This window comes from Acidimicrobiales bacterium (assembly GCA_036273495.1).
In the GTDB taxonomy this organism is placed as follows: domain Bacteria; phylum Actinomycetota; class Acidimicrobiia; order Acidimicrobiales; family JAJPHE01; genus DASSEU01.
This window is the reverse complement of sequence record DASUHN010000327.1, coordinates 1-15,359: the sequence shown is the minus strand read 5'-3', so window position 1 is coordinate 15,359 and position 15,359 is coordinate 1. Positions and strand designations below refer to the sequence as shown.

Annotated in this window: 20 protein-coding genes and 1 tRNA gene; 15 read left to right on the top strand and 6 right to left on the bottom strand. The window is 71.5% G+C overall.

The genetic code is table 11. From position 1 onward, the window contains the following. Window positions 1-154: 154 nt before the first annotated feature. The 3 genes from VFW24_14050 to VFW24_14040 are packed head-to-tail and all read right to left on the bottom strand — an operon-like array spanning window position 155 to window position 1,984. On the bottom strand, window positions 155-841 hold the full coding sequence (locus tag VFW24_14050) for an acyltransferase (GenBank protein HEX5267885.1): 687 nt from the start codon (window positions 839-841) through the stop codon (window positions 155-157). Continuing rightward, the gene (locus VFW24_14045) at window positions 831-1,532 is read right to left on the bottom strand and encodes a nitroreductase family protein (protein ID HEX5267884.1); all 702 of its coding nucleotides are present in this window, start codon (window positions 1,530-1,532) and stop codon (window positions 831-833) included. The genes VFW24_14050 and VFW24_14045 overlap by 11 nt, the downstream gene beginning before the upstream one ends. Continuing rightward, window positions 1,532-1,984: an Rrf2 family transcriptional regulator gene (locus VFW24_14040; protein HEX5267883.1), complete on the bottom strand. Its 453-nt coding sequence runs from the start codon at window positions 1,982-1,984 to the stop codon at window positions 1,532-1,534. Before VFW24_14040 ends, VFW24_14045 begins: the two co-directional genes overlap by 1 nt. 137 nt (window positions 1,985-2,121) lie before the next feature. Between VFW24_14040 and pstC the strand changes: the two genes are divergently transcribed. The 12 genes from pstC to VFW24_13980 all read left to right on the top strand — a co-directional run bounded on the left by pstC (window position 2,122) and on the right by VFW24_13980 (window position 11,359). Then, complete coding sequence (gene pstC, locus VFW24_14035) at window positions 2,122-3,072, top strand: phosphate ABC transporter permease subunit PstC (protein ID HEX5267882.1); 951 nt, start codon at window positions 2,122-2,124, stop codon at window positions 3,070-3,072. Continuing rightward, window positions 3,069-3,971: a phosphate ABC transporter permease PstA gene (gene pstA / locus VFW24_14030; GenBank protein ID HEX5267881.1), complete on the top strand. Its 903-nt coding sequence runs from the start codon at window positions 3,069-3,071 to the stop codon at window positions 3,969-3,971. The genes pstC and pstA overlap by 4 nt, the downstream gene beginning before the upstream one ends. A 7-nt stretch (window positions 3,972-3,978) precedes the next feature. Further along, entirely contained in the window at window positions 3,979-4,755 is a 777-nt protein-coding gene (pstB, locus tag VFW24_14025) for a phosphate ABC transporter ATP-binding protein PstB (protein HEX5267880.1), read from the top strand. A gap of 10 nt (window positions 4,756-4,765) precedes the next feature. Next, complete coding sequence (locus VFW24_14020; protein HEX5267879.1) at window positions 4,766-5,854, top strand: ATP-binding protein; 1,089 nt, start codon at window positions 4,766-4,768, stop codon at window positions 5,852-5,854. Beyond that, window positions 5,851-6,555 (top strand): response regulator transcription factor, encoded by a 705-nt coding sequence (locus tag VFW24_14015; GenBank protein HEX5267878.1) that lies wholly within the window; start codon window positions 5,851-5,853, stop codon window positions 6,553-6,555. The genes VFW24_14020 and VFW24_14015 overlap by 4 nt, the downstream gene beginning before the upstream one ends. A gap of 18 nt (window positions 6,556-6,573) precedes the next feature. Continuing rightward, window positions 6,574-7,269 (top strand): phosphate signaling complex protein PhoU, encoded by a 696-nt coding sequence (gene phoU / locus VFW24_14010; protein HEX5267877.1) that lies wholly within the window; start codon window positions 6,574-6,576, stop codon window positions 7,267-7,269. Window positions 7,270-7,357: 88 nt separating this feature from the next. Beyond that, window positions 7,358-9,460, top strand: coding sequence for a glycogen debranching protein GlgX (glgX, locus tag VFW24_14005; protein ID HEX5267876.1), 2,103 nt, complete (start codon window positions 7,358-7,360; stop codon window positions 9,458-9,460). A 74-nt stretch (window positions 9,461-9,534) separates the two neighbouring features. Beyond that, window positions 9,535-9,696 (top strand): hypothetical protein, encoded by a 162-nt coding sequence (locus VFW24_14000; GenBank protein HEX5267875.1) that lies wholly within the window; start codon window positions 9,535-9,537, stop codon window positions 9,694-9,696. 165 nt (window positions 9,697-9,861) lie between these two features. Next, window positions 9,862-10,272 carry a hypothetical protein gene (locus VFW24_13995; protein ID HEX5267874.1) on the top strand — a complete coding sequence of 137 codons (411 nt, stop codon included), beginning with the start codon at window positions 9,862-9,864 and terminating at the stop codon, window positions 10,270-10,272. After that, entirely contained in the window at window positions 10,273-10,689 is a 417-nt protein-coding gene (locus tag VFW24_13990; protein ID HEX5267873.1) for an AhpC/TSA family protein, read from the top strand. It begins immediately after the preceding gene. A 34-nt stretch (window positions 10,690-10,723) separates the two neighbouring features. Further along, a complete protein-coding gene (locus tag VFW24_13985; protein HEX5267872.1) occupies window positions 10,724-11,215 on the top strand; it encodes a carbonic anhydrase in 492 nt (163 codons plus the stop codon). Between the two features lie 71 nt (window positions 11,216-11,286). Next, window positions 11,287-11,359: transfer RNA gene (locus VFW24_13980), tRNA-Val, on the top strand. Between the two features lie 23 nt (window positions 11,360-11,382). Here the strand turns inward: VFW24_13980 and VFW24_13975 are convergent. Continuing rightward, window positions 11,383-12,105: a hypothetical protein gene (locus tag VFW24_13975; GenBank protein HEX5267871.1), complete on the bottom strand. Its 723-nt coding sequence runs from the start codon at window positions 12,103-12,105 to the stop codon at window positions 11,383-11,385. Between the two features lie 632 nt (window positions 12,106-12,737). Between VFW24_13975 and VFW24_13970 the strand changes: the two genes are divergently transcribed. The 3 genes from VFW24_13970 (at window position 12,738) to VFW24_13960 (ending at window position 14,407) form a co-directional block, all read left to right on the top strand. Next, complete coding sequence (locus VFW24_13970; GenBank protein HEX5267870.1) at window positions 12,738-13,346, top strand: maleylpyruvate isomerase family mycothiol-dependent enzyme; 609 nt, start codon at window positions 12,738-12,740, stop codon at window positions 13,344-13,346. Window positions 13,347-13,442: 96 nt separating this feature from the next. Beyond that, a complete protein-coding gene (locus VFW24_13965; protein HEX5267869.1) occupies window positions 13,443-13,724 on the top strand; it encodes a hypothetical protein in 282 nt (93 codons plus the stop codon). Then, the gene (locus VFW24_13960; GenBank protein HEX5267868.1) at window positions 13,721-14,407 is read left to right on the top strand and encodes a hypothetical protein; all 687 of its coding nucleotides are present in this window, start codon (window positions 13,721-13,723) and stop codon (window positions 14,405-14,407) included. Before VFW24_13965 ends, VFW24_13960 begins: the two co-directional genes overlap by 4 nt. Window positions 14,408-14,650: 243 nt before the next feature. Here the strand turns inward: VFW24_13960 and VFW24_13955 are convergent, their stop codons facing one another. Then, window positions 14,651-14,815, bottom strand: a complete 165-nt coding sequence (locus VFW24_13955) for a hypothetical protein (protein ID HEX5267867.1) — start codon at window positions 14,813-14,815, stop codon at window positions 14,651-14,653. Window positions 14,816-14,894: 79 nt separating this feature from the next. Further along, the coding region (locus VFW24_13950) for an MFS transporter (GenBank protein ID HEX5267866.1) at window positions 14,895-15,359 on the bottom strand (465 nt) is incomplete at its 5' end.

Below are 15,359 nucleotides of genomic sequence, written 5' to 3'. Positions count from 1 at the left end.
CCGGGCCACGGCCGAGGAGATCGTCGATCTGGCACCCGCCGCCGAGCTGGTCATCGAGTGGGCCGGCCCCGCCCACCACGACGAGACCCTCGAGCGGGTTCGGGCGTTCCTCCGCCGCCACACGCCGTAGGCGGGGCCCCGGCCGGCCGTCGGTCTAGCGGGCCACGAACCCGCTCGGCGGGGTGACGGACCGGGGCGGCAGTGGCGGGACCCACCCCTCCCCGGGCTCGAAGCGGCGCACGACGCGCGCCGGCGCCCCCGCCACCACGCAGCGGTCCGGCACCACCCCGCGCACGACCGCCCCGGCGGCCACCGTCACGTTGCGGCCGATGTCGGCTCCGGGGAGGATCACCGCGCCGGTACCGAGCCAGCTGCCGGCGCCCACCCGCACCGCCGCCTCGGCCGGCCACTGCCGGGCGATCGGCACCTCGGGGTCCTCGTAGTTGTGGTTGTGGTCGGTGATGTAGACGTTGGGCGCGGTCGTGACGTCGTCCTCGATCACCACCCCGCACCGGGCCACGATCGAGTTGCCCCGGCCGATGCTGCACCGCGAGCCGATGCGGACGACCGGGTTGCGCTCGGGCGGGATCCGCTCACCCGGCATTCCCACTGCCAGGGTGACGAACGGGGAGATCAGCGTCTCGTCCCCGATGCTGATCGAGCCGGTGTTGAGGAGCGATCCGGGCGGGAAGCCGATCAGCGTGGCCCGGCCCACGTGGAAGAAGCGCCGGGCCCGGCGGTCGTCGGGCCCGATGGCCCCTGCCGACCCGATCCACGCCCACGCCGCGTCGAGCAGGCTCCCGGCCAGGTGGCGGGCCGCCCGGCGGAGCTCAGGACGCACCGAAGGCGGGACCGTCGAAGCGGTCGACGGTCGTGAACTCCGGCACCGGCCGCCGGCGCAGCCGGGTCGGCTGGCGCACCGGGTACCCGAGCACCAGCACCCCCGCCACCGCCAGCTCGGCGGGCACCCGGAGCAGCTCCTTGACCTCCGCCTCGTGCCGGACGGCCACCGTGGTCAGCACCCCGGCCAGCCCCTCGGCCCGGGCGGCCAGGAGGACGCTCCACGCGAACGGGTAGACCGACGCCCCGCCGGCGAACGTGTACCGCGGCAGGTCCCGGTCCACCGCCGCCAGCGCCCGCAGGTCGGCCAGCACCACCAGCACCACCGGCATCCGGTCCAGGTTCTCGGCGAAGCCGCCCCTCTCCGCCCCCGCCTCCCCCCGGGCCCGCTGGTCCGCCGCCCCCCGGGCCACCGCCTCCGACTCGGCGTCGCGGTCGTTGAGCGGGGCGAAGGCCACCATCCCCGCCGAGGCGATGGCCAGGTAGTCGTACCAGCCGTCCTGGTAGATCTCCCGCAGCCGCCGGCGGACGTCGGGGTCCTGGAGGACCACCACCCGCCACCCCTGCCGGTTCCCCCCGCTCGGGGCGAACCGGGCCGACTCCAGCACCCGCTCCACCACCTCGTCGGGCACGGGCCGGTCGGTGAACTCCCGCACCGCCCCGGTCGTGCGCAGGGCTTCGACCAGGTCCATCAGCGGGGTGCCCACGCGTCGGGGTCGGCCACCAGGGGCCGCAGCCGCCGGGGGAGCTCCCCCTTGGCCAGCTGGCTGATCGTCACCGTCTCGAGCACGTTGCGGATGCTGGCACGCAGCGCCACCCACAGCTCCTGGAGGACCTCGGTGCCGGCCGGGTAGGCCGTGTCCTCCGGGCGCAGGCCCCGCACCTCGGCCAGGGGTCCGTCGACGGCCCTCATCACGTCGGCGGCGGTGATCTCCGCCGGGGGGCGGCGGAAGCGGTAGCCGGCGTCCGGCCCCCGCTGGCTGCCCACCAGCCCCGAGCGGCGGAGCTGGAGGAGGATGTTCTCGAGGAAGTTGACCGGCAGCTCCTGGGAGCGGGCCAGGGCCTCGGCGGTCATGGGCCGGTCCGATGCCGCCAGGGTGACCAGGGCGCGGAGGGCATAGTCGGCTTTGGCCGAGATGTACACGGCCACATTGTGGCTTGGCCGCAACGTTCCCATGCCGGCAAGCGCTCGTTAACCCCCCGTTCATCCCGCGGTGGGGGGGCGTTCTCCTGGCCCCCGTAACTTCGGCTGCCGTGGCCCGTCGCGCCGCCCGCTGATCAATGAGCTACTTCGTCCCGACGCGGGGGGCGGCCGGGGCGGACCGGCGCTTTGCCGCCCTGACCGTCGGCGCCGGCGCCCTGGTCTTCGTGATCGTGGTGGCCATCGCCGTGTTCCTGGCCATCCACGGCGCCTCCGCCTTCGGCTCCCAGGGCCTGCACTTCTTCTCCAACAAGGGCTGGAACCCCGACCAGACCAGGCCCCGGTTCGGGATCGAGGCCCTGATCTTCGGGACGATCGCCTCGAGCGTCGTGGCTCTGGTGATCGCCACCCCGATCGCCGTCGGCTCGGCCCTGTTCCTCACCGAGCTGGCGCCGGTGTGGATGGGCCGGATCGGCGGCTACCTGGTGGACATGCTCGCCGCCGTGCCCAGCGTGGTCTACGGGCTGTGGGCCGTGTTCGTCCTGATCCCCAAGATGATCCCGGTGCAGAAGGGCCTCAACACCGGCCTGGGCTGGACGGTCATCTTCCACAACCGCACCGGCGCCTACGGGCGGACGATGTTCGTAGCGGGGGTGGTCCTGGCGATCATGATCCTGCCGATCATCGCCGCCATCGCCCGCGAGATCTTCCGCCAGGTCCCCACGTCCCACCGGGAGGCGGCCATGGCCCTCGGCGGCACGCGCTGGGAGACCATCCGCCTGGCCGTCCTGCCGTTCAGCCGCAGCGGCCTGGTCGGCGCCTCGATGCTGGGGCTGGGCCGGGGCCTCGGTGAGACGATCGCCGTGGCCCTGGTGCTGAGCGCCACCTTCACGGTCAACCCCCACATCACCGAGCCGGGGGGCAACACCATCGCCGCCAACATCGCCACCCAGTTCGGAGAGGCCCTGGCCATGGGCCGCTCCGCGCTGGTCGCCTCCGGCCTGGTGCTGTTCGCCCTGACCCTGCTGGTCAACCTGGGGGCCCGGGCCGTGGTGCACCGCTCGGTGCGGATGGCGGAGGGCCGGGCGTGACCGCCACGGTCTCGCTCCGGGAGGCGTCGGCGGCGCGGGCCGGCAACGCCCGCCGGCGCAAGACGGTGAACCTCGTCGCCATCGCCGGGTGCGCCCTGGCCCTCGTGGTGGCGCTCATCCCCCTGGTGGCGGTTCTCGGCTACACGATCGCCAAGGGCGCGGCCAAGTTCACCGGGAGGTTCTTCACCACGTCGATGCGGGGCGTGGGCCCCCTCGACGCCACGGGAGGGATCCTCCACTCGATCATCGGCACCCTCGAGCAGGTGGGCCTGGCCAGCCTGATCTCGGTGCCCCTCGGGCTGCTGGTGGCCGTGTTCCTGGTGGAGTACGGGCGCCAGAGCCGCTTCGCCCAGTCGTTGCGCTTCCTGGTCGACGTGCTGACCGGGATCCCATCGATCGTGGCCGGTCTGTTCGTCTACTCCTTCTGGGTGATCGCGCTGCACCAGGGGTTCTCCGGCTTTGCCGGGGCCCTGGCCCTGTCGGTGCTGATGCTGCCGATCGTGGCCCGGGCGTCAGAGGAGATGCTCAAGCTGGTCCCCCAGGACCTGCGGGAGGCGTCCTACGCCCTGGGGGTGGCGCGGTGGCGGACGATCGTGTCGATCGTGATCCCCACCGCCTCGTCCGGCCTGACCACGGCCGTGATGCTGGCTGTGGCCCGCGTGACCGGGGAGACCGCCCCGCTCCTGCTCACCGTGTTCGGCCTCGACACCGTCCACGCCAACCCCTTCCACGGCCAGCAGTCGGCGCTCCCCCTCTTCGTGTTCGCCCAGGCCCAGTCCCCGTTCAAGATCGACGTCGACCGGGCATGGGGGGCCGCCCTGGCCCTTATCGTGATAGTCGTGCTGCTGACCGTGGTGGCCCGCGTCGTCACCCGTCGCAGCCGGGTGTCGGTCACCTAGAGGAGCTATGTCGAAGCGGCTTGAAGTCGAGAGCGTCTCCGCCTGGTTCGGGAGCCACAAGGCGATCGAGGACGTGGCCCTCACCGTCGAGCCGAAGCAGATCACCGCCCTCATCGGGCCGTCGGGCTGCGGCAAGTCGACGTTCATCCGCACCCTCAACCGGATGCACGAGGCGGTGCCCGGGGCGCGCATGGAGGGCCGCGTCCTGCTCGACGAGGAGGACATCTACAGCGAGGAGATGGACCCGACCGCGGTCCGCCGGCTGATCGGCATGGTCTTCCAGCGCCCCAACCCGTTCCCCACCATGTCGATCCGGGACAACGTGTCGGCCGGCCTGCGGCTCAACGGCGCCCGCAAGAAGTCCGACCTCGACGGGACCGTCGAGCAGTCCCTGCGCCACGCCGGGTTGTGGGACGAGGTCAAGGACCGGCTGGACCGACCCGGCGGGGGCCTGTCCGGCGGCCAGCAGCAACGCCTGTGCATCGCCCGGGCCATAGCCGTTGCCCCGGAGGTGCTGTTGATGGACGAGCCCTGCTCGGCCCTCGATCCGGTCTCGACGCTGATCATCGAGGACCTGATGCTCGACCTCAAGGACCGCTACACGGTCGTGATCGTCACCCACAACATGCAGCAGGCGGCCCGGGTGAGCGACGTGACGGCGTTCTTCAACCTCGCCGGCCCCGGCCTGCCGGGACGGCTGGTCGAGGTCGGCGCCACGTCGAAGATCTTCACCAAGCCCGACGATGAGCGGACCGAGGCCTACATCACCGGCCGGTTCGGGTAGCGGTGCCGGGATGAGGCCGCTCTCCCGCTCGGCCCGGGGCCAGCTGGCCCGGGCCCGCGCCGACGCCGGCCGGGCGGCCGACGACCTGGAGGCGGCCCGGCGCCAGGTGCGCCTCCTGCGGGCCGCCCTCGACCTGGTCCCCCAGGGCGTCGTCGTGATCGGGCGGGACGGGCGCGAGCAGCTCCGCAACCAGGCCGCCGAGGGCCTGGTCGACGCCCGCCACGGGGACGCTCTGGCCGCCAATCTCCTGGGGTCGGTGATCGACGAGGCGGTCAGGACCGGAGGGCGCACCCGCACCCTCGAGCTGCAGGGGCCACCCCGCCGGGTGCTCGAGTTGCAGGCCCGGCCCGTGCCTGCGGGCGGGGACCGGGAGGCAACCGTGGCCCTCGTCCAGGACGTGACCGAGCGCCACCACCTCGACGCCATGCGCAGGGACTTCGTGGCCAACGTCAGCCACGAGCTGCGCACCCCGGTGGGGGCCCTGGGCGCCCTGGCCGAGGCGCTGTGCCAGGAGAACGACCCGGCGGTGATGCGCCGGCTCGGGGCGCGGATCAGCGCCGAGGCCGACCGGGCCGCCGGGCTGATCAACGACCTGTTGGACCTGAGCCGGGTCGAGGGGGCGGCGGGCATCCGGCCCGAGCCCCTCGTGGCGGCCCGCATCGTGGCCGAGGCCGTGGCCCGGATCCGGGCCGGAGCCGACGAGCGGGCCATCCGGATCGTCGAGCGGGGGACCGACCAGGTGACCGAGCTCACCGCCGACGCCGCCCAGCTGGTGTCGGGCCTGGCCAACCTCCTGGACAACGCCGTCAAGTACTCGGACCCGGGATCCACCGTCGAGGTGGAGGTCGACGCCGACCCCCGCTCGGTGTCGTTCCGGGTGATCGACCGCGGCATCGGCATCCCGACCCGCGACCACGAGCGGATCTTCGAGCGCTTCTACCGGGTGGACCGGGCCCGCAGTCGCGAGACGGGGGGCACGGGCCTCGGGCTGGCCATCGTCCGCCACGTCGCCATCAACCACGACGGCCGGGTTACGGTCGAGTCGCGCGAGGGTGAGGGCTCGACGTTCACCCTGATCGTGCCCCGGGAGGCGCCATGACCCCCGAAGCAACCGTGCTGGTCGTCGAGGACGAGGAGTCCTACATCGAGGCCCTCCGCTCCGGCCTCTCCCGGGAGGGGTTCGTCGTCAAGGTGGCGCGCGACGGCGCCGAGGCCCTCGGCCTGTTCGACGCGACCAAGCCCGACCTGGTGCTGCTCGACCTGATGCTGCCCAAGCTGTCCGGCCTCGAGGTGTGCCGGCGCATCCGCTCCCACTCCGCCGTGCCGATCATCATGGTCACCGCCCGGGACGCCGAGATCGACACCGTCGTCGGCCTCGAGGTCGGCGCCGACGACTACGTGACCAAGCCCTATCGCATCCGCGAGCTGGTGGCCCGGATGCGCGCCGTGCTGCGGCGCGCCGCCGGCTCGGACGCCCCGAACCACGAGGGGATGCTCGAGGTCGGGGACGTGTGCCTGGACTCCGACCGCCACGAGGTGACGCTGCGGGGCAGCTCGGTGCGGATGCCGCTCCGCGAGTTCGAGGTGCTCGAGCTGCTCATGACCAATGCCGGACGCGTCGTCACCCGCGACACCCTGATCGACCGGGTGTGGGGCGGGGACTATGTCGGGGACACCAAGACGCTCGACGTCCACATCAAGCGGCTGCGGGCCAAGCTGGAGGACGATCCCGGCCACCCCCAGCGCATCACGACCATCCGGGGCCTCGGCTACCGGTTCGAAGCGCCCCGCGGCGCCTGACGAGCCGGGAGGGAGACGGTGGAGATCCGCAAGGCGTTTCACGAGGAGATGGGGGAGATCCGCTCCGACGTCATCCGCCTGGGTGCCCTGACAGGGGAGTCCATCCAGGCCGGGACCAATGCCCTGCTCGACGAGGACCTCGCCACGGTCGAGGCGATCATCGAGGCCGACCTCGAGGTCGACGCCCTGACCCACTCCATCGAGCAGCGCACGTGCCTGCTGCTGGCCCAGCAGCAACCGATGGCGGTCGACCTGCGCGTCCTCGTCTCGATCCTGCGGATCATCCACGAGCTCGAGCGCATCGGTGACCTCATGGTCAAGGTGGCCAAGGCGGGCCGGCGCCTCTACCCCGAGCCGCTCGAGCCGCGGGCCCGGGGGTTGATCAACCGGATGCGCGACCAGGCCGAGGCCCAGCTGCGCCTCGCCGTCGACGCCTTCGCCGACGGTGACGTGTCCAAGGCGCGGGCCCTGGCCGACATGGACGACGTGATGGACGATCTCCAGAAGGAGCTGTTCCAGTACATCTTCTCCCAGCACGCCGCGGGGGAAAGCGTCCTGCAGCGGTCGGTCTCGGTGGCTCTGGTGGGCCGGTACTACGAGCGCATCGGAGACCACGCCGCCAACTTCGCCGACCGGGTGGAGTTCATGGTCACCGGCCACTTCGCCTTCGAGGCCACCGAGGACGCCCAGGGGACGGTGACCGAAACGCGCTGACCGCCGCTCGACGCGCACGCCCTCGCGGTAGAGCTCGAGGGCGTCGACCCCGGGCGGGGGGCCGTCGGGCCCCGATTATGGTGCTGGCGTGCGCATCTGGCCGGGCCAGCCCTTCCCTCTGGGCGCCTACTACGACGGATCGGGAACGAACTTCTCCCTGTTCTCCGAGGCGGCGGAGATGGTCGAGCTGTGCCTGTTCGACGACGACCGCCAGGAGACGCGCATCGAGCTGGACGAGGTCGACGCCTTCTGCTGGCACGGCTATGTCCCCAACGCCATGCCCGGCCAGCGCTACGGCTGGCGGGTCCACGGACCCTACAACCCCTCCGAGGGCAACCGCTGCAACCCGGCGAAGCTGCTCATCGACCCCTACACCAAGGCCATCGAGGGTGAGGTGCGCTGGGACCCCGCCGTGTACGGCCACGACCACGACGATCCCGACGGGCCCCCCAACACGCACGACAGTGCGCCGTTCATGCCCCTCTCGGTGGTCCACAACCCCTACTTCGACTGGGCCGACGACCGCCACCCCCGCATACCCCGTCACGAGACGGTGATCTACGAGGTCCACGTCAAGGGCCTCACCCACCTCCATCCCGACATCGACGAGGGGCTGCGCGGGACCTACGCCGGCCTGGCCAGCCCCGTGATCATCGAGCATTTCCAGAAGCTGGGCGTGACGACCGTGGAGCTGCTGCCGGTCCACCAGTTCATCCACGACCAGCGCCTGGTCGAGCGGGGCCTGTCCAACTACTGGGGCTACAACTCGATCGGCTACCTGGCGCCCCACAACGGCTACAGCTCGAGCGGTCAGCGGGGCCAGCAGGTGGGGGAGTTCAAGGCCATGGTCAAGGCCCTCCACCAGGCCGGGATCGAGGTGATCCTCGACGTCGTCTACAACCACACCGCCGAGGGCAACGAGCGGGGCCCGATGCTGTCGTTCAAGGGCATCGACAACGCCGCCTACTACCGCCTGGCCGACGACCGGCGCCGGTACATGGACTACACCGGGACCGGCAACAGCCTGAACATGCGCCACCCCCACGTTCTGCAGCTGATCATGGACAGCCTGCGGTACTGGGTCCTGGACATGCACGTCGACGGCTTCCGCTTCGATCTGGCGTCGACCCTGGCCCGCGAGCTGCACGACGTCGACCGGCTCTCGGCGTTCTTCGACCTCATCCAGCAGGACCCGGTGGTCAGCCAGGTGAAGCTGATCGCCGAGCCGTGGGACGTCGGTGAGGGCGGCTACCAGGTCGGCAACTTCCCCCCGCTGTGGTCGGAGTGGAACGGCAAGTACCGCGACTGCATCCGCGACTTCTGGCGGGGCCAGGGGGGCACCCTGGGGGAGTTCGCCTACCGCCTCACCGGCAGCTCCGACCTGTATGCGTCCAACGGGCGCAAGCCGTCGGCCAGCATCAACTTCATCACCGCCCACGACGGCTTCACCCTCGCCGACATGGCCGCCTACAACGACAAGCACAACGAGGCCAACGGCGAGGACAACCGGGACGGCACCGACGACAACCGGTCGTGGAACTGCGGGGTGGAGGGTCCCACCGACGATCCCGCCGTCCTCGAGCTGCGGGCCCGCCAGCAGCGCAACTTCCTCGTGACCCTGCTGCTCTCGCAGGGGGTGCCGATGATCCTCGGCGGGGACGAGCTGGGACGCACCCAGGGCGGCAACAACAACGCCTACTGCCAGGACAACGAGGTCTCCTGGTTCGCCTGGGACAAGGTGGACGAGTCCCTGGTCGAGTTCGTCGGGATGGTCGTGGGCCTGCGCCGGGACCACGCCGTGTTCCGCCGCCGCCGCTTCTTCGAGGGGGTGGCCATCCAGGGCTCGGTCACCGACATCGCCTGGTTCGAGCCCGGGGGCTCGGAGATGACCGAGTCGGACTGGCCGAGCGGTGAGTCCGGGGTGCTGGCGGTGTTCCTCAACGGGGAAGGAATCCCCACCCCCGACGACCGGGGGGAGGCGGTCACCGACGACAGCTTCCTGCTCCTGTTCAACTCCGGCCCCGAGGCCCGGACCTTCCAGCTCCCGGCCGCCAAGTGGGGCTCGGAGTGGCAGCGGGAGCTGGACACCGGGGCCTACCCGCTACCGGACGACAACCCGGCCCTGCAGGCCGGAGGCCGCGTCGAGGTGGGGGCCCGCACGACGATCGTCCTGCGCCGGGTGGCGCAGTAGGCGTACTACCGGTAGGCGGGACTGCCGGCGGTCCCGCCGCGACCCGCAGCTGGACGGCGAAGTTCTGCGTCGCCGTGGTCCCCTGCCCGGGCGGGAAGTACCCGGCGGTGAAGCCGGTCGTGTGGGCGCTCACCGCCTTGAACGTCCAGGTCCAGGTCACCGGCTGGCCGACGATCGGGGGCTGGCCGGCGGAGGTGCTGGTCGTGCTGGGCGTGGTGCTCTGCTCGCCCTCGTAGGAGAACACGACCGGGCTGGGCCGGCCGGTCATCCGCCAGCTGTACCCGCAGTCGGCGCAACCGGTCAGCGAGATCTGCACCGTGTCCCCCACGTGGAGAACCACGGTGCGGCCGTTCTGGCTGGCGCCGACCTGGACCGTGGTCGGTTGGTGAGCGGTCGTCGAGGTGGACGCTGGCGCGGCGGAGGTGGTCGAGGTGGCACTCGACGCGCCCGCCCTGGTGGTGGCGGTCGGCCCCGCGCTGGTCGTGGTGGACACCAATCCCGGGGAGGGCCCGGCCGTGGTGGAGCTGCCCCGCGTCGACGACGTGGTGCTGGAGGTGGCGGCGTTCCCGCTCCCGCCGCTGCCACAAGCGGCGGTGGCGAGCGCCACCGGCACCAGGGCGAGCAGAGCGCCGCGCCAGCCCCGCCGGGCGCCCGAGCTCACGGCGGGGACCATAACCGATACGGTTCCGGTTATGGATCTCGAACGACTGGAGGCGCTGGAGCTCACCGAGGCCGACGGCGCCACCCACCGGCTGGGGGATCTGTGGTCCCGACGACCGGTGATCCTGGTCTACCTGCGCCACTTCGGCTGACTGCTCTGCCGCCAGCATGCCGCGCAGTTGCGCGGCCGATACGAGGAGATCAAGGGGCAGGGCGGCGAGGTGGTCGCCATCGGCACGGGTGACGTGGACTACGCCCGCCGCTTCGTCGAGGACGAGGACGTCCCGTTCCCGGTCCTGGTGGACGACGACGGGGCGGCGGCGCGGGCGGCGTCGGTGCGGAAGGTCAACTTCGCCACTCTGCTCCTTGACCCGCGCAGCATGAAGGGCGCCCGCCAGGCCCACCGGCAGGGCTTCCGGATCAAGAAGAGCGGCAAGCGGGTGAACCAGCTGGGGGCCACGTTCATCGTCGGTCCCGGTCGGATCGTGCGGTACGAGCACATGGACGCCCACACCGCCGACCATGCCTCGGTCGAAGAGGTTCTGGCCGCGCTGCCCTCGACGGGGTGAGCTCCCGCCGCCACTGCCTGACTAAGTTGCGGTGGTGGTCATCGACGAGCTGATCGAGCGGGCTCAGGCCGCCTCCGTCTCGTTCAACAACGGAAACCTCCCTGCCCCGCCGGCCCGCCGCGTGGCGATCGTGACGTGCATGGACGCCCGCATCGACGTCCATGCCATCTTCGGACTGCAGCCCGGGGACGCCCACGTGATCCGCAACGCCGGCGGCGCCGTCACCGACGACGCCATCCGCTCGCTGGCCATCTCCCAGCGCCTGCTCGGCACCGAGGAGATCATGGTCATGCACCACACCGAGTGCGGGATGATGGGCTTCCGCGGAGAGGACTTCGCCCGCCAGCTTCAGGACGAGACCGGCATCCGCCCGGGCTGGGCGGTAGAGACCTTCACCGACGTGGAGAGCGACGTGCGCCAGTCCCTGGCGCGGATCCACGCCAGTCCCTTCCTGGGGCGGAAGGACGCCGTCCGGGGCTTCGTCTACGACGTCAGGACGGGCCGGGTGGACGAGGTGCGGCCCTAGCCCACCGGTCCGCCGGCAGGTCCCCGGGCCGGCGCCGTTCCGGCAGTGACCTGGTACCCTGGCCGCCCACCGGGCCGTTGGCGCAGTTGGTAGCGCACTTGCATGACGCGCAAGGGGTCAGAGGTTCGAGTCCTCTACGGCCCACGGTGTCGGCCTACGAGGTTGGCCTATGAGCCGCCGCTCAGGTCGCCGAAGTCGACGGCACCCGTCGGAACGGCCGGGGCGGTGGCCGAGTTGAACTGGTCGAAGGTCAGCGTTCCCTGACTTCCGCCCTGGAGACCGAGCAGGTAGGGCGGCCCGCTGGTCGCAACGTAAACGGTGCCGTCGGTGGACTTGATCGGCAGAGCCGACTGGCCGTGGAAGGTGGTGACCGACTGCTTGGTGCCGTTGGGGCCGCTGTCCGAGCCGCTCGAGAGCCCGCTGACGAAGCTGTTGATGTTGGTCAGCTGAGCGAGGCTCTGCAGGTCCGACGTACTCGGCACGCCGGTGACCCACTTGCCGGCGAAGAGGTTGGCGACACTGGCATTGACGCCCCCGGTCTTCTCCCAGAAGGCCTGGTCCCCCTTGAAGTACAGCTTCGACCCGTTCACCACGAGTTGGAACGACGAGCCGTTTATGGACATCGTCCCGCCGCCCGGGCCCGAGTTCTCGACGGCCAGGTCGAGACCGATCGTCTGTCCGCTGTCGGTGACCGAGCCCGAGATGTGAAAGCTCTTGAGGCCCTTCATGGCCGCCTCGACGTCGTGGCCGATCTGGCTGACCGACTTGGCTGCCTCCCCGTTGTCGGATCCTCCGGAGCTGGCGCTACCTGAACCGGAGGAGCCTCCGCACGCCGCCAGTCCCAGCGCCAATGACCCGAGGAGCACCGGCGCGCCGATCCATCTGTTCATCTGCTGATCTCCCTTGATCCGCCGAAGGGATCGAGGATACCGGACCGCCTCCGGCTGAATGCGGACCGCCGGCGGGTCGCCTATACGGTTGTGCGGGTGAGTCCGTGGCGCAGAAGCACGACGCCGGACAACCCACTCCCGAAGCCGCACCCCTTCAGGTTTCAACCGAGCCTCGCATCGGCCAGTGGTGTGGTGCTCCTCCGCCACGTGGGTGCGCGGAGCTCGCTCGGAGCTGCCCGGCCACCCTGGGAGGCGAGCGGACGAGGCCAGTGGGTCGCCGTCCACTCCGCCCTGTGTTTCGCGGGAGACCGCTCGTTTGCCGGCAGCGTCATGGGTGCCGGCGGAGTGCTGTGGGCGGAGTGGCCGTGGATCGAGGAGCTCGCCGTCGATGGGGAGCACCTGGGAGTGCGGTTTCGGACGGGCCGGGAGCGCTCTCGGGCGGAGCACCGGGAGGCCGAGCTCAGAGCCGATGATGCAGCTGCCGCCGCCCAGCTTGTCGAGGTGTGTCGCGCCCTTGTCTCGCGTCCCACCTGAAGGGGGTGGGGGCGCCAGCGCCGCCGGCGTGATGCCGGGCCGATGAATCGGAGGCCTCGGTGCCGTCGGATAGGGGAGCGACGACCGAGGAGGCGCCCATGTCAACTTCAGACGACAGCCTGCAGCCCGTCGTGGGGGCCGGATGCCTGGCCCTGGCTGACTTTCTGGCGGAACTGTCCCCGAGTGAGTGGGACACGCCGTCGCTCTGCGAGGGCTGGCGGCTGCGCGAGGTCGTCGCTCACCTGACGATGCCCGCCCGGTATTCGGAGGAGGCCTTCATGGCCGAGCTCCGGCAGTGCGGCTTCGACTTCACCGTCCTGTCCAACCGGGTTGCGTCCCGGGACTCGGAGCTGCCGAGCGCCGACCTGGTGGGTCAGTTGCGCAGCGACGTCATGCAGCACTGGACGCCTCCCGGGGGCGGGTATGCCGGTGCCCTCAACCACGTCGTGGTGCACGGACTGGACGTCACCGTGCCCCTCGGCCGGCCCCGGGTGTTCCCGGACGCCACCGTGCGCCAGGTGCTGGAGGACCTGACGAGCGGGGGTGTCCACGCCCACTTCGGGACCGAGATCACCGGGCGACTCGTCGCCACCGACATCGACTGGTCCCATGGTGACGGCCGGGAGGTGACCGGATCGGCTCAGGACCTGATCCTGCATCTCACCGCCCGGCGCAACCCGGTCGAGTCGCAGACGCCGGTGCGCTGAAGCGTGGAGCCGGGCCGGACTCGATGCGGCCGGTCTGGCCTCGGTGTGGCCCCTCCTACTCCGGGCGCCCCGGCCGTGGTGCGCCAGGTGGTCACCATGGGAAGCCCGTTCCACCTCCACGACCGCAGGCCGCTGACCGTCCCTACCACCGCGATCTACACGCGGGGAGACGGCGTGGTGGCGTGGCGCTCGTGCGTCGAGGCGGCATCGCCCATCAGCCAGAGCGTGGAGGTGGTCGGAAGCCACAGCGGGCTCGGGCACAACCCGGGTGTTCTGTGGATCGTCGCCGACCGAATGGCCCAGCCGGAGGGCTCGTGGCGGCCCTTCGCGGCCCGCGGGGCTGTGCCCAGGCTCCTCCGGGTCAAGCCCGTCTCATGACCCCCGCCTCCTCGTCGGCCCTTCCGGTGTACGTCGAGGTGGGCCAGAAGCGCACCTTCGCCGCCGCCGTGGACTGGCCCGGGTGGTGTCGCAGCGGCGGCGACGAGGAGGCGGCGCTCGAGGCTCTGGCCGCCTACGCCGGGCGCTACAAGGCCGCCCTCGGAGCCCGGGCTCGGGGCCTGGGGGTGGTTCGCGCCGGTGACCTCGAGGTGGTCGAGCGACTGCCCGGGGACTCCAGCACCGACTTCGGTGCTCCCGGAGCGGTGCCGTTCGCGGACGAGCAGCCCATCGGAGGCAAGGAGCTCGACCGATGGCTCCGGATCCTGCAGTCGTGCTGGCACGCCTTCGACCGGATCGCCGACGACGCCGTCGGGGCGGCGCTGGCCACGGGGCCCCGGGGCGGCGGGCGCAACCTCGACAAGATCCGGGCCCATGTCCTCGATGGCGCCGGCGGGTACCTCGGTCGCCTCGGCGGGAAGGTGGCGGCCTCTGACCGGCGGGACCCGGCGGCGCTCAGGAAGGCCCTGGCCGACGCGGCGGCGGCCCGGGCCCGAGGAGAGGTCCCCGACCGCGGTCCGCGGGGTGGGCTGCGATGGCCGGCCCGGTACGGGATCCGGCGCACGGCCTGGCACGCCCTGGACCACGCCTGGGAGATCGAGGACCGGGTCCGGCCGGCGGGGTGACCAGGGAAGAGGTCCCCCCGCCCCTCGCGTACGAAAATTGTCGGCCGTATATGAACTTTCAAGTACGCCCGGCCTGACGGCCCATCTTGTCGGCAGTGAGTGGCCGACTGGTCCCGCTGCGTCCACGAGCCGGTGACCGGATGGGGTCCTCACGCCACGGTCTGCGGGATATCCCCTGCCGTATATGAATTTTCATATACGGCAGGGTATTTTATGTTTCGGGAAGGGCGGGGGGAGAGGTCCTCAGGACTCGGCGCCCTGATGAGGCGCAGCCTCGAGGGCGGAGGCGAGGGTCGGGGGGTCGAGCGAGGTGGCCCCGACCGGGCGAGCCGCCCACCACCGGGGAGCTCGCTCGGCGCGCCAACCCTTGGTATCGGCCAGCGGCTGCTGGAGAGGGATTCGGTTCATCGTTTCTCCTTTCCGAAGCCGGTTCGACAGGTGCCTTTCGGCCACCCTCGTCCAGGACCGGGGCCCGGTCAAACCGACGTCAGGGCCGGCGGGCCACCAACCGGAACAACCACAGGGCGAAGGCGGCAGCGGCGAAGCCGGCCCCCGCGGCGCACACCCCATTCCAGCCCAGACGGTCGTACAGGGTGGCCGAGGACACGCTGCCGGCGGCGCCGCCGACGAAGTAGAGGACCATGTAGGCGGCGGTGAGACGGCTGCGGGCCTCGGGGCGGAGCCGGTAGATCTCGCCCTGGTTGGTGATGTGCAGACCCTGGGCGCCCACGTCCAGGATCAGGATGCCGAGCACCAGGGCCAGGAGCGACGAGCGCCCGAGCCACAGGGCCAGCCACGAGCCGAACAGGAGGGCGGTGGCGGCGCCCGTGCTGTGGCGGGCCCAGCCCCGGTCGGAGAGGCGGCCGGCGAGCGTGGCCGCCACTGCCCCCGCCGCACCGATCAGCCCGAACAGCCCGATGATCCCGGTCGAGTAGTGGTACCGGCGGGCCAG

Coding starts and splice junctions, on each gene's coding strand:
- VFW24_14015 (HEX5267878.1), top strand. CDS start 5,851: ATGACCCCCGAAGCAACCGTGCTGGTCGTCGAGGACGAGGAGTCCTAC.
- VFW24_13975 (HEX5267871.1), bottom strand. CDS start 12,105: ATGAACAGATGGATCGGCGCGCCGGTGCTCCTCGGGTCATTGGCGCTG.
- VFW24_13970 (HEX5267870.1), top strand. CDS start 12,738: ATGTCAACTTCAGACGACAGCCTGCAGCCCGTCGTGGGGGCCGGATGC.
- VFW24_13960 (HEX5267868.1), top strand. CDS start 13,721: ATGACCCCCGCCTCCTCGTCGGCCCTTCCGGTGTACGTCGAGGTGGGC.
- pstB (HEX5267880.1), top strand. CDS start 3,979: ATGTCGAAGCGGCTTGAAGTCGAGAGCGTCTCCGCCTGGTTCGGGAGC.
- VFW24_13955 (HEX5267867.1), bottom strand. CDS start 14,815: ATGAACCGAATCCCTCTCCAGCAGCCGCTGGCCGATACCAAGGGTTGG.
- VFW24_13965 (HEX5267869.1), top strand. CDS start 13,443: ATGGGAAGCCCGTTCCACCTCCACGACCGCAGGCCGCTGACCGTCCCT.
- pstC (HEX5267882.1), top strand. CDS start 2,122: ATGAGCTACTTCGTCCCGACGCGGGGGGCGGCCGGGGCGGACCGGCGC.
- VFW24_14020 (HEX5267879.1), top strand. CDS start 4,766: ATGAGGCCGCTCTCCCGCTCGGCCCGGGGCCAGCTGGCCCGGGCCCGC.
- VFW24_14045 (HEX5267884.1), bottom strand. CDS start 1,532: ATGGACCTGGTCGAAGCCCTGCGCACGACCGGGGCGGTGCGGGAGTTC.